The organism is Nonomuraea sp. NPDC051298 (assembly GCF_055586305.1).
The window spans coordinates 1-12,719 of sequence record NZ_JBVJIM010000001.1; the positions used below are offsets into that span (position 1 = coordinate 1).

At 71.5% G+C, this 12,719-nt stretch carries 11 protein-coding genes and 1 rRNA gene; 2 read left to right on the top strand and 10 right to left on the bottom strand.

Annotated features, from left to right (window positions below):
* Nucleotides 1-287: ribosomal RNA gene (locus ACZ6S0_RS00005) — 16S ribosomal RNA — on the bottom strand; the annotation flags it as partial.
* Nucleotides 288-1,487: 1,200 nt separating this feature from the next.
* Here ACZ6S0_RS00005 and ACZ6S0_RS00010 point away from each other — a divergent pair.
* A complete protein-coding gene (locus ACZ6S0_RS00010) occupies nt 1,488-2,942 on the top strand; it encodes a glycosyltransferase family 39 protein (RefSeq protein ID WP_465912213.1) in 1,455 nt (484 codons plus the stop codon).
* 97 nt (nt 2,943-3,039) lie between these two features.
* Here ACZ6S0_RS00010 and tyrS read toward each other — a convergent pair whose 3' ends face one another.
* A complete protein-coding gene (gene tyrS / locus ACZ6S0_RS00015; protein WP_465912215.1) occupies nt 3,040-4,305 on the bottom strand; it encodes a tyrosine--tRNA ligase in 1,266 nt (421 codons plus the stop codon).
* A gap of 88 nt (nt 4,306-4,393) precedes the next feature.
* Between tyrS and ACZ6S0_RS00020 the strand changes: the two genes are divergently transcribed.
* On the top strand, nt 4,394-4,795 hold the full coding sequence (locus ACZ6S0_RS00020) for a PH domain-containing protein (RefSeq protein WP_465912218.1): 402 nt from the start codon (nt 4,394-4,396) through the stop codon (nt 4,793-4,795).
* On the opposite strand, the gene ACZ6S0_RS00025 is transcribed toward ACZ6S0_RS00020, so the two are convergent.
* From ACZ6S0_RS00025 to argC, 8 genes are all read right to left on the bottom strand, one after another.
* Nucleotides 4,735-5,424 (bottom strand): DNA-3-methyladenine glycosylase, encoded by a 690-nt coding sequence (locus ACZ6S0_RS00025; RefSeq protein WP_465912220.1) that lies wholly within the window; start codon nt 5,422-5,424, stop codon nt 4,735-4,737. The two genes, ACZ6S0_RS00020 and ACZ6S0_RS00025, sit on opposite strands and share 61 nt — an antisense overlap.
* On the bottom strand, nt 5,406-6,803 hold the full coding sequence (gene argH, locus ACZ6S0_RS00030) for an argininosuccinate lyase (protein ID WP_465913336.1): 1,398 nt from the start codon (nt 6,801-6,803) through the stop codon (nt 5,406-5,408). The genes ACZ6S0_RS00025 and argH overlap by 19 nt, the downstream gene beginning before the upstream one ends.
* Nucleotides 6,804-6,981: 178 nt before the next feature.
* On the bottom strand, nt 6,982-7,488 hold the full coding sequence (locus ACZ6S0_RS00035; RefSeq protein WP_465912222.1) for an arginine repressor: 507 nt from the start codon (nt 7,486-7,488) through the stop codon (nt 6,982-6,984).
* Entirely contained in the window at nt 7,485-8,402 is a 918-nt protein-coding gene (gene argF / locus ACZ6S0_RS00040) for an ornithine carbamoyltransferase (protein ID WP_465913338.1), read from the bottom strand. Before argF ends, ACZ6S0_RS00035 begins: the two co-directional genes overlap by 4 nt.
* A 2-nt stretch (nt 8,403-8,404) precedes the next feature.
* Complete coding sequence (locus ACZ6S0_RS00045; RefSeq protein ID WP_465912224.1) at nt 8,405-9,571, bottom strand: acetylornithine transaminase; 1,167 nt, start codon at nt 9,569-9,571, stop codon at nt 8,405-8,407.
* Nucleotides 9,568-10,443 carry an acetylglutamate kinase gene (gene argB / locus ACZ6S0_RS00050; protein WP_465912226.1) on the bottom strand — a complete coding sequence of 292 codons (876 nt, stop codon included), beginning with the start codon at nt 10,441-10,443 and terminating at the stop codon, nt 9,568-9,570. Before argB ends, ACZ6S0_RS00045 begins: the two co-directional genes overlap by 4 nt.
* The gene (gene argJ, locus ACZ6S0_RS00055; RefSeq protein ID WP_465912228.1) at nt 10,440-11,591 is read right to left on the bottom strand and encodes a bifunctional glutamate N-acetyltransferase/amino-acid acetyltransferase ArgJ; all 1,152 of its coding nucleotides are present in this window, start codon (nt 11,589-11,591) and stop codon (nt 10,440-10,442) included. Before argJ ends, argB begins: the two co-directional genes overlap by 4 nt.
* Before the next feature lie 97 nt (nt 11,592-11,688).
* On the bottom strand, nt 11,689-12,711 hold the full coding sequence (gene argC, locus ACZ6S0_RS00060) for an N-acetyl-gamma-glutamyl-phosphate reductase (protein ID WP_465912230.1): 1,023 nt from the start codon (nt 12,709-12,711) through the stop codon (nt 11,689-11,691).
* Nucleotides 12,712-12,719 lie beyond the last annotated feature (8 nt).

Here is a 12,719-nt window from a genome sequence, read left to right on the forward strand (position 1 = left end):
GGCCGGCTACCCGTCGTCGCCTTGGTAGGCCACTACCCCACCAACAAGCTGATAGGCCGCGAGCCCATCCCTGACCGAAAAACTTTCCACCACCACCCGATGCCGGAGGAGGTCACATCCGGTATTAGACCCGGTTTCCCAGGCTTATCCCAGAGTCAGGGGCAGGTTACTCACGTGTTACTCACCCGTTCGCCGCTCGAGTACCCCGAAGGGCCTTTCCGCTCGACTTGCATGTGTTAAGCACGCCGCCAGCGTTCGTCCTGAGCCAGGATCAAACTCTCCAAACAATGCTTGGAAAACCGTCCTGGCCGACATTCACATGAATGTCAACCAAAGGAATCCGTCCAAAAAAGACGGGGTTGTGCATCATGCACTGGCTTTTTGACACACTGTTGAGTTCTCAAGAAACGGACGCGAACACTCGGTTGAGATCCACTTTCAGTAGATCCTGCCCGGGGGCGCTATCTCGTCTTCCGCTAGTTTATCAGATCGTCGATCTCCGTGTCAAATCTTGCGATTTGTTCGGAGGTGTTCAGACCGTCCAAGATTGCGATGCTCCGAGTCCGGAGCGGCCCTCGCAACTTACCGTGTCATCCGGATCACGTCGAATCAACCGAATATTTCGGCGTTCTCGATGTGCCAGAAGACGAGTCGTGCTGGAGCACACCGAAGCGGCTCAGCCGACTGGCTCGTACTTCAAGGGGTTTGCCCTTGGGGCCCGTCCGCCTGATCGGCGTCCGGCTCACTCCCGGGGCGAAGTGAAAGATTAGGTCGCGATCCCCGACACGTCAAATCGCCTCGCCCGGCGATATTCGAACTTCTCGCGGACGTCTCGACCCGACCCGGCTCGCGAGTTCCGGTGGCGAGGCACCCGACGATCTCGAACTCACGGCGAGGGCGAGCGGCGACTGCGGCTGCGGCTGCGCGTCGCCGCCGTGCGGCCGGGGCGTCGTCCCGAACACCGCCGACGTCGGCGGTCTCAGCGAGACTGGCCGTCGACCCGCGGTCACCCCCGCCGAACCGCCGGGTGGACGGCTTCTTGGGGACGGCCCAGGCTACGGAGGAGCAGGTCAGCGGGCCGACTGCTCCTTGGCGGGCAAGTGGGCGCGCCCTCAGGACGAGCTGTGGGGATGGGTGTTCGGCGGTCGGTTCCCCTGTGCGGCGGGCGGGTGCTGCGCCGGGTCCGGAGATCCCGGAGTCGCGGGTCCTCCGGTGGGTGCCGCCCAGGACGGGCGGGGTACTCGATCAAGAAGCCCCGGCTCCGGCGACGGCCGTCGTTCATGGTCTGCCCGGCTCGGGAAGCCCTGTGGTGTCGGGGTTTCGGGCCGGTTCCCGCGACCGGGAGCGGGCGGGATCGTTATGAAGCCGACACGTACCGCCCGCCGAGAGAACCCCTGTTCCCGGCAGGACCGCCGGAGGGTCACAAACCCCCTTAAACGTGATCACATCCTCCATACCCGCGTCCCCACGCCGCGTATCCTGCCCCGGTGACCACTGCCGCCACGTTCGCTCCTCCGACAGCTCCGCCCGCCCGACGCCGCCGCGCGGCGCCCCCTTGGGTGATGGGCGGGCTCGCCGCGCTGGCCGCGTTCTCGGGGACGGGCGCCAGCACCCTGAACGGCGACGAGCTGGCCACGATCAGCGCCGCCTCCCGTTCGCTCTCCGGCATGTTCGAGCTGGCGCGGCACATCGACGGTCACTTTCTCCCCTACTACCTGTTCATGCACTTCTGGGGGATGGCGGGCACGGCGGAGCTGTGGCTGCGGCTGCCCTCGGCAGTCGCGATCGGGGTGGCGGCCTGGCTGCTGGTCGAGCTGGGCAGGCGGTTGCACAGCACGCGGACGGGCGTGATCGCCGCCGCCGTCTTCGCGATCCTGCCGTCGGTGTCCTACTACGGGGCCTTCGCCAGGTCGTACGCGTTCGCCGCCGCGGCGGTGGTGTTCGCGTTCTGGGCCCTGCACCGGGCGATCGAGCGGCCGGTGGGGCGGCGCTGGGTGGTGTACGGCGTGGCGGTGGCGCTGGTGTGCTCCACCCATCTGTTCGCGGTGCTGGTGCTGCCCGCCCAGCTTCTGCTGATGCGGCGCGCGGTGGCCGGCCGGATGGTGGCAGCGCTGGCCGCCGGGTCTGTTCCGGCCGTCGTCCTGGGGCTGATCGGGTTCGGGGAGCGGCATGCCATCAGTTGGATCCCGCAGCGGGGGCCGGAGGTGTGGCTGAAGTTCCCCAAGATGGCGGCGGGGGCGACCACGCTCGGGGTGGTGCTGTTCGCGATGGCGCTGGCCGGGGCGGTGCTGCTGTGGCGGGCCCGCCGGCGCGACCCGGCGCGGGTGTGGGCGTTCGTGCTGGCCGGGTGGCTGGTGCTGCCGCCGGTGCTGCTGCTCGCGGTCTCGCTGCTGGTGACCCCGGTGTACGTCGACCGCTACCTCTTCGTGACCGCCCCGGCGCTGGCGCTGCTGGCGGGGCTGGCGGTGACCTGCCTGCCCCGCTTCCAGACGGCGGCCGGGATCGCGGCCGTGGCGCTCGGGTGCGTGCTGGCCTTCCCCGACCACGTGGAGGTACGGGAGGAGAACGGGCGGTTCGAGAACATCCCGTGGGCGCTGCGCGTGGTCAAGGCCGAGCCGGACGACGGGATCGTCTACGGCCAGAGCCAGTTGCGTACCGGCTTCGACTACTACGCCGACTCCCTGATGCCGGTCGACGTGCTCCGGTCCGGCGACGTGCCCGACGCGGACGGGTTCGGTTACCCGGAGCGCCCCGACCTCTCGGCGGCCCTGGAGGGACGCGAGCGGGTCTGGGTCGTGTGGCGGGGGACGAAGCAGTCGGGGCTGGAGGGTGACGGCGTCCCGAGGGTCGGGGAGGTCGAGCGGGCCGGGTTCGAGCTGAGTTCGGCCCGGCATTCGGGCGATCTGCCGGGGCTGACGGTGGCCTTGTTCACGCGTCGGTGAACGCTCGCGTGAGCGGGCGGGCCCTCGGATTCCGGGGCCCGCCCCGTGTCTCGTCGGTACGGGTGACCGTTCGGTACGGGTGACGCCGGTCGAACGGTCAGCCGACCACCACGCCGCCGATCGACTTCTTGCCGCGCCGCAGCACCATGAACCGCCCGGCCAGCAGGTCGTCGGCGGTGGGCACGTAGGACTCGTCGGTGATCTTGCGGTTGTTGAGGTACGCCCCGCCCTCCTTCACCGCCCGCCGGGCCGCGGACTTGGACTCGACCACGCCGCTGTCGGCCAGCAGGTCCACGTAGGCGACGCCCAGCGCGGGCACCTCGGTCTTGGGCACCTCGGCCAGCGCGGCCCGCAGGGTGGCGGCCGGCAGCTCCGCCAGCTCGCCCTGCCCGAACAGCGCCTTGGAGGCGGCCACGACCGCGTCGAGCTCCGGCCGGCCGTGCAGCAGCTCGGTAAGGTCTTCGGCCAGCGTGCGCTGGGCCTCGCGGGCGAAGGGCCGCTCGGCGACCGCCTTCTCCAGCTCCTCGATCTCCTCGCGGCTCCTGAACGTGAACACCTTCAGGTAATGGATCACGTCGCGGTCGTCGGAGTTGAGGAAGTACTGGTAGAAGGCGTACGGGGAGGTCATCTCGGGGTCGAGCCAGAGCGCGCCGCCGGCCGTCTTGCCGAACTTGGTGCCGTCGGCCTTGGTGATGAGCGGCTGGGTGAGCACGTGGACGTGCCCGCCCTCGACGCGGCGGATGAGGTCGGCGCCCGCGGTGATGTTGCCCCACTGGTCGCTGCCGCCGATCTGCAGCGTGCAGTTGTAGCGGCGGAAGAGCTCGAGGTAGTCGTACGACTGCAGGATCTGGTAGCTGAACTCGGTGTAGCTGAGCCCCTCCCCCGCCAGGCGCGCGGAGACCGACTCCCTGGCCAGCATGCGGTTGACCGGGAAGTGCTTGCCGACGTCGCGCAGGAAGTCGATGGCGCTCAGCTCGCCGGTCCAGTCGAGGTTGCTGACCAGGAGGGCGGGGTTGGGCTGGGCGTCGAAGTCGAGGAACTTGCCGACCTGGCCGCGCAGGCGGTCGACCCACTCGGCGACGATCTCGGTGGAGTTGAGTGAGCGCTCGGTGTTGCGGCCGCTCGGGTCGCCGATGAGGCCGGTGGCCCCGCCGACCAGGCCGATCGGCCGGTGTCCCGCGAGTTGGAGTCGGCGCAGCGTGAGCAGCGGCACGAAGTGGCCGATGTGCAGCGACGGCGCCGTGGGGTCGAAGCCGGAATAGACCGTGATCGGTTCCTTTGCCATGGACGCGCGCAGGGCGTCGAGGTCGGTGGACTGTGCGATCAGGCCCCGCCATGCGAGGTCGTCGAGGATGTCGGTCACGGTATCTGGCTTTCCTGGGGTTGGATGCGGATGCCTTCAGCCTGCCCGATCGGTGCGGATGCGCGCCACTTGGATACGCTGGGTGTCCATGTGGAGGGTCCGTCGCGAGCTTGCCGTTTTCAAGATCTTAGGGGCTCTGGTGTGCGCCGGTCTCGGCGTCTACTGGTGGTTCGGCGATGACTACCGGGGCGTGATCCTCGCGGTGCCCGCGGCCGTGCTGGTCGGCGCGATGGGGCTGCGTGACGTGCTGGTGCCGGTGCGGCTGGCGGCCGACGAGAGCGGCATCACGGTGGTGCACGGGTTCGCGGGCAGCCGGCACGTGCCGTGGGAGTCGATCTGGGACATCAACGTGGACGTACGCAGGCGGTGGGGCAGGCGCAGCGAGATGCTGGAGATCGACACCGGCGACCACCTGCACCTCTTCAGCGCTCACGAGCTGGGCGCCTCTCCCACGGAGGTGGCCGCCGTGCTGCGCCGCCGGGGCACGTGAGCGCGATACGGGGAGACGGTGGGCTCACCGTCGATCCAGAACCGCCACGGGGTCTCCTTGGCCGTCGACACGCCGGTGCGCGGGCCTGACCTGATCGCGGTCGGCTCGGCGGCCAGGCCCTCCAGCATGGTGGCCGACAGGTGGGGGCGTCCGGCGGGCGAGCCTTCGAGGATCGCGTCGAGGCCGTTGTGCTCGCGCAGCAGCCCGAGTGACACGGCCAGCCTGGCGGGCCCGCGGGCGAGGTCGCGGTCGGTGACCCGGCTGCCGGACGAGCGGCGCGAACGGGCCTCGGGCACGCCCTCCACCACCTCGCCCGCGCGCAGCAGCACGGCCGAGCCGAAGCCGTCGGGCAGGCACACGACGTTGGCGCAGAAGTGCATGCCGTAGGTGAAGTAGACGTACAGGTGGCCCGGTGGGCCGAACATGACCGCGTTCCGCGGTGTCCTGCCCCGGTACGTGTGCGCCGCCGGGTCCTCGCCCGGGCCGCCGTACGCCTCGACCTCGGTCAGGCGCACGGCGACGGAGCCGTGCACGAGTACGCGCCCGAGCAGGTCGGGCGCCACCTCGTGCGACGGCCGGTCGAAGAAGCTCCGCGGCAGCGCGGCGGGGCTCAGCTTCCCGCTGCCCATGCCGCCTGCGTGTCGACGGCCTCCCGCAGCGCGATGAGCTGGTCGCGGACGCGGTCGGGGGCGGTGCCGCCGTACGCCTTGCGGGCGGCCAGGGCGCCGGGCACGCTGAGCACGTCGCGTACGTCGGGCGTCAGGTGCGGCGAGACCTTGACCAGCTCGTCGTCGGTGAGGTCGCCGAGGTCCTTGTCGTTGACCTGGCACCACACCACGAGGTGGCCGACCGCCTCGTGGGCGTCGCGGAAGGCGACCCCGCGCCGCACCAGCAGCTCGGCCAGGTCGGTGGCGAGCGCGAAGCCGTCGGGGGCGGAAGACTCCAGGCGGGCGGTGTTGACCCGCATGGTGGCGACCAGACCGGCCACCGCGGGCAGCACGAGCAGGAGCGTGTCGACCGCGTCGAACACCGGCTCCTTGTCCTCCTGCAGGTCGCGGTTGTAGGTCAGCGGCAGGCCCTTGAGCGTGGTGAGCAGCGACATCAGGTTGCCGATGAGGCGGCCGGACTTGCCGCGGGCCAGCTCGGCCACGTCGGGGTTCTTCTTCTGCGGCATGATCGACGAGCCGGTGGAGTAGGCGTCGTCCATCTCGATCCAGCGGAACTCCTGCGAGGCCCACAGGACGATCTCCTCGCCCAGCCGCGACAGGTGCACGCCGATCATGGCCGCGTCGAACAGGAACTCGGCGGCGAAGTCGCGGTCGGCGACGGCGTCCATCGAGTTGGGCGCGGGGGCCGAGAAGCCCAGCTCGTCGGCCACGGCCTGCGGGTCGAGCGGGAGCGAGGAGCCGGCCAGGGCGCCGGAGCCGAGCGGGGAGATCGCGGCGCGCTTGTCCCAGTCGGTGAGGCGGTCGACGTCGCGGGCGAAGGCGTGCACGTGGGCCAGGAGCTGGTGGCCGAACGAGACGGGCTGGGCGTGCTGCAGGTGGGTCATCCCGGGCGCGGCCGTCTCGGCGTGCTGCTCGGCCTGGGCCATGAGCGCGGTCTCCAGCTCGACCAGCCGGGAGACGATCGTGCGCGCGTGGTCGCGGAGGTAGAGCCGCAGGTCGGTGGCGATCTGGTCGTTGCGCGAGCGGCCGGCGCGGAGCTTGCCGCCGAGCGAGCCGAGCCGTTCGAGCAGGCCGCGCTCCAGGGCGGTGTGCACGTCCTCGTCGGCGACCGTCGGCCGGAACTCGCCCGCCTTGCAGGCCCGCTCCAGGTCGTCGAGCGCGCCGATCATGCGTTCGAGCTCGTCGTCGCTCAGCAGCTCCGCCCTGTGCAGCACGCGGGCGTGCGCCCTGGACGCCGCCAGGTCGTACGGCACCAGCCGCCAGTCGAAGTGCACGCTCACCGACAGCCGGGCCAGCGCGTCGGACGGGCCGCTCTCGAAGCGTCCGCCCCACAGCCGCATCGGCTTGCCATCACTCACCGTTGTGTCCTCCGTTTACGTTTTCGAGGGTCGCGTCCGCTTTGGACGGCACGACTCCGGCGACCCCCGAGCTGTGCGCCCCGGCGCGACGATAGTGCACGTCAGCCCTTCCGGTCCCCGACCGCCGCGATCTTAGCGGGCGCGGGCGGCGGAACGCGTGCTAGGCACGTCTGTCGGCGACCTTCAGCAGGGCGTCGGCGACGGATTGGCCGCCGGTGGGGTCGCGGCTGATGACGAGGACCGTGTCGTCGCCCGCCACCGTGCCGAGGATCGACTCCCAGTCGGCGTGGTCGATGGCGGAGGCGAGGAACTGCGCCGCGCCGGGCGGGGTCCTGACGATGACCAGGTTGGCGGACGCCTCGGCCGAGACGAGCAGTTCCTCCGCGATGCGGTGCAGCCGGGCGAGCGGGCTCTCGCCGGTGCCCAGGCGGGTGACCGGGATCCGGCCGCCGCCCTCGCCGGGCAGCGCGTACACGAGGGAGCCGTCGTCGGCGCGCAGCTTGAGCGCGCCCAGCTCGTCGAGGTCGCGCGAGAGCGTGGCCTGGGTGGCCTCGACGCCGCTCTCGGCGAGCAGCTTGGCCAGCTCGGGCTGGGAGCGCACGGCCTGGCGCTGCAGCAGCTCGGTGATCTTCGCCTGCCGCGCGGCCTTGGTCATCGGGATCGTCATCGTCGTCTCACCAGCCAGTGGAGCAGCGCCTTCTGGGCGTGCAGGCGGTTCTCCGCCTGGTCCCAGACCACGCTGCGCGGGCCTTCGAGCACGCCTTCGGTGATCTCGTAGCCGCGGTAGGCGGGCAGGCAGTGCAGCACGATCGCGTCGGACGCGGCGTGTTCGAGCAGTTCGGCGTTGACCTGGTACGGCATGAGCGCGGCGACCCGCGCCTCCTTGCCGTCCTGGCCCATGGACACCCACGTGTCGGTGGCGACCACGTGGGCGCCCTGGGCGGCGGCGGCCGGGTCGGACAGCGCGATCACCGAGCCGCCCGTCCTGGCGGCGATGGCGGCGGCCTGGTCGAGGATGACCGCGTCGGGCTGGTAGCCGGCGGGCGCGGCGACGCGTACGTGCATGCCCGCGGTGGCGCCGCCGAGCAGGTAGGAGTGGGCCATGTTGTTGGCGCCGTCGCCCACGTAGGTGAGCGTGAGCCCGGCGGTGCGGCCCAGCTTCTCCTTGACCGTCTGCAGGTCGGCGAGGATCTGGCAGGGGTGGAACTGGTCGGTCAGCGCGTTGACGACGGGCACCCGGGAGTGGGCGGCCATCTCGTCGATCAGCTCCTGGCCGGTGGTGCGCCAGACGATGGCGGAGACCTGCCGGTCGAGGACCCTGGCCAGGTCGGCGGCCGGCTCGCCGCGGCCCATGAGCACCGAGACGTGGTCGACGATGAGCGGCAGGCCGCCCAGCTCGCCGATGCCGGTGTGGAAGGAGACGCGGGTCCTGGCCGACGGCTTGTCGAACAGCACGGCCACGCTCTGGGGGCCCTCGAAGGGGCGGTAGCCGAACCGGTCCTTCTTCATGGCGGCGGCGAGGTCGAGGACCTCGGCCTGCTCGGCCGGGGTCAGGTCGTCGTCGCGGAGGAAGTGCCGCACGCTCACTTGGCCGCCTCCGCCAGGATCGCGGGGAACGCCGCCACCAGCGCGTCCACCTCGCCGGCCGTCACGACCAGGGGCGGCGCGATGCGTACGGCGTCGGGCTGCACGGCGTTGACCAGGAAGCCGGCCTCGGCGGCGGCCTTCTGGAGCTCGGCGGCGCGGGGCTCGGCCAGCACGGCGGCCAGCCACAGGCCCCGGCCGCGTACGCCCTTGAGCAGCGGGTGCCCGGCGGACTCGAGCCCGGTGCGCAGCCGCGCGGCGACCGAGGTGACGTGGTCGAGGTCGACGTTGGCGAGCACGGCCAGCGCCGCGGCGCACGAGACCGGGTTGCCGCCGAACGTCGAGCCGTGGTCGCCCTTGTCGAAGAGCGTGCCGATCTCGCCGAACCCGACGCAGGCCCCGATCGGCAGCCCGCCCCCGAGCCCCTTGGCCAGGGTGAGGAGGTCGGGGGTGACGCCGTCGGCCTGGTGGGCGAACCAGTGGCCGGTGCGGCCGATGGCCGACTGGATCTCGTCGGCCACCAGCAGGGCGCCGGTGGAGTCGCAGATCTCGCGGGCGGCCTCGAAGTAGCCCTCGGGCGGCGGGACGACGCCGGCCTCGCCCTGCGTGGGCTCCAGGAAGACCGCGATGCAGTCGCCGGTGACGGCCTCTTTGAGCGCGTCGGCGTCGCCGTACGGGACGAAGCGCACGTCGACGGGGAAGGGGCCGAACGGGTCGCGGATGGACTTCTTGCCCGTCAGCGACAGGGCGCCCATGGTGCGGCCGTGGAAGCCGTTCTCGGCGGCCACGAAGTAGGAGCGGCCCTCGCGGCGGCCGTACTTGAGGGCGACCTTGTAGGCGGCCTCGTTCGCCTCGGTGCCCGAGTTGGCGAAGAAGACGCGGGCGGGGGCGTTGAGCAGCGCGAGGAGCCGCTCGGCGAGCAGCACCTCGGGCTCGTGCAGGAAGAGGTTGCTGGTGTGCGCGATCGTGGCGACCTGCGCGGAGACGGCCTCGACCAGGGCGGGGTGGGCGTGGCCGAGCGAGCTGGTGGCGATGCCGGCGATGAAGTCGAGGTATTGCCTGCCCTCGACGTCCCAGACCCGGGTGCCCTCGCCTCGTGCCAGTGCCAGCGGCGGGACGCCGTAGTTGGGCATGAAGGCGTTCTCGAACCTCTCGTACAGGTTCATCCGGGCATCACCATCGTTCCGATTCCTTCATTGGTGAAGATCTCCAGCAGCAGCGAGTGGGGCACCCGGCCGTCGAGGACGTGGGCCTGCGGCACCCCGCCCTTGACGGCCGTCAGGCACGCCTCCATCTTCGGGACCATACCGCTGGACAGTGTGGGCATCAGTGTCGCCAGCTCGTCGGCGGTGAGATGGTCGATCACCTCGGAGTCGTCGGGCCAGTTGGCGTACAGGCCCTCGACGTCGGTCAGGACGATCAGTTTGTGCGCCTCGAGGGCGACGGCGAGCGCGGCGGCGGCGGTGTCGGCGTTGACGTTGTAGATCTCGCCGTCCTCACCCCTGGCCACGCTGGACACGATCGGGATGCGGCCGTTGTCGATGAGCGCGCCGACCGCGCCGGGGTCGACCTTGATGATCTCGCCGACCTGTCCGATGTCGACCGGCTCGCCGTCCACGACGGCGTGCTTGCGTACGGCCGTGAACAGATGGGCGTCCTCACCTGACATGCCGACCGCGAACGGGCCGTGCCGGTTGACCAGGCCGACGATCTCGCGGTTGACCTGACCCGTCAGGACCATCCTGACGACCTGCATGGCCTCGGGCGTGGTCACCCGCAGCCCGGCGGTGAACGTGGACTCGATGCCGAGCCGGTCGAGCGCGCTGCTGATCTGCGGGCCGCCGCCGTGCACGACGACCGGGCGCAGGCCCGCGTGGTGCAGGAAGACGATGTCCTCGGCGAAGCCGCTCTTCAGCGCCTCGTCGATCATGGCGTTGCCGCCGTACTTGATGACGACGGTCGCGCCGTGGAAGCGGGTCAGCCAGGGCAGCGCCTCGATGAGCGCCCCCGCCTTGGTCTGGGCGGTGGTGAGCCTCACGAGGAGTACGCCGAGTTCTCGTGGACGTAGTCGGCCGTCAGGTCGGTGGTGTGGACGGTCGCGGTGTGCGGCCCCGCCGACAGGTCGACGGTGATCGTCACGTCGCGGGGTCGCATGTCCACCTTGGAACGGTCGTCGCCGACGGCTCCGCCCCGGCAGATCCAGATGCCGTTGATGGCCACGTTGAGCCGGTCGGGCTCGAACACCGCGTCGGTGGTGCCGACGGCGGCCAGGACGCGGCCCCAGTTGGGGTCCTCCCCGTGGATGGCGCACTTGAGCAGGTTGGAGCGGGCGACCGAACGGCCGACCTTGACCGCGTCGTCCTCGGAGGCCGCGCCGACCACCTCGATGGCGATGGCCTTGGAGGCGCCCTCGGCGTCGACCAGGAGCTGCCTGGCCAGGTCGGCGCAGACCTCGGTGACCCGCTGCTCGAACTCGGCCAGGTCGGGCACGACCCCGGCGGCCCCGCTGGCCAGCAGGAGCACGGTGTCGTTGGTGGACATGCAGCCGTCGGTGTCGAGCCGGTCGAACGTCCTGGACGTGGCCGCGCGCAGCACGGCGTCGAGCTGCTCGCTGCTCAGCTCGGCGTCGGTGGTGATCACGCAGAGCATCGTGGCCAGGGCGGGGGCCAGCATGCCGGCGCCCTTGGCCATGCCGCCGACCATGTAGCCGGAGCCCCGCTTGAAGGAGATCTTGGAGACGGTGTCGGTGGTGCGGATGGCGTCGGCGGCGGCCAGGCCGCCGTCGCGGGAGAGCTGGCCCGCGGCGGTCTCGACACCGGACAACAGCGCGTCCATGGGCAGGCGCTCGCCGATCAGGCCGGTGGAGCAGACCGCGATCTCGCCCGCGGAGTCGTCGAGCAGCCCGGCGGCCTTCTCGGCGGTGGCGTGGGTGTCCTGGAAGCCCTCGGGGCCCGTGCAGGCGTTCGCGCCGCCGGAGTTGAGCACGACCGCGCGCAGCCGGCCGCCCGCGAGGACCTGCTGCGACCACAGCACGGGGGCGGCCTTGACGCGGTTGGCGGTGAAGACGCCCGCGGCGGCGCGGGCGGGGCCGTCGTTGACGACGAGGGCGAGGTCACGGGAGCCGCCGGACTTGATCCCTGCGGCCACGCCCGCGGCGCGGAAGCCCAAGGGGGCGGTGACGCTCATGCGCCCTCCTTCACCGGCCGCGCAAGTGCCGGCGCCATGAGTCCTGGCCGCAGGGGTGTGGAGCACCCTTGCTCGTCGGTTCGTTCGCTGCGCTCTCTCACGGAGCTACTCCTGTCGTGGGGAGGCCGAGCTCTTCCGGCAGGCCGAGGGCGAGGTTCACGCTCTGGACGGCGCCCCCGGCCGTGCCCTTGGTGAGGTTGTCGATGGCGATGACGGCGACCACGCGGTCCGCGCGCTCGTCGAGCGTCACCTGGAGGGCGGCGGTGTTGGCGCCGTAGGTCATGGAGGTGGCCGGCCAGGTGCCCTCGGGCAGCAGCCGGACGAACGGCTCGGCCTTGAGCGCGGCCTCGTACGCCGAGCGCAGCGACTCCCTGGTCACCCCGGGCGCGGCGGGGGCCGTGCAGGTGGCCAGGATGCCGCGGCTCATGGGGGCCAGCGTGGGGGTGAACGACACCCGTACGGGCGTGCCGGCGACGGCCGACAGGCCCTGCTCCATCTCGGGCGTGTGCCGGTGGACGCCGCCCACGCCGTACGCGCTGACCGCGCCCATGACCTCGCTGCCGAGCAGGTGGGGCTTGAGCGACTTGCCCGCGCCGCTGGTGCCGCTGGCGGCCACGACGACGACGTCGGGCCCGGCGAGCCCGGCGGCGTACGCGGGGGTCAGGGCGAGCAGCACGGAGGTCGGGTAGCAGCCGGGGACGGCGATGCGCCTGGCGGTCCTGAGCACCTCGCGCTGGCCGGGCAGCTCGGGCAGGCCGTAGGGCCAGGTGCCGGCGTGCTCGCCGCCGTAGAACTCCTGCCAGGCGGCCGGGTCGGCGAGCCGGTGGTCGGCGCCGCAGTCGACGACGATCGTCTCCTCGCCGAGCTGGGCGGCGACGGCGGCCGAGTGGCCGTGCGGCAGGGCCAGGAAGACCACGTCGTGCCCGGCGAGCGCGTCGGCGGTGGTGTCCTGGATGATCCGGTCGGCGAGCGGGGCGAGGTGGGGCTGGTGGGCGCCGAGCGGGCTGCCGGCGCTGGAGGCGGCGGTGAGCGCGCCGATCTCGAACTCGGGATGGCCGAGGAGGAGGCGGAGCAGCTCGCCTCCCGCGTAGCCGCTGGCTCCCGCGACTGCTGCCCTCATCCGTCATC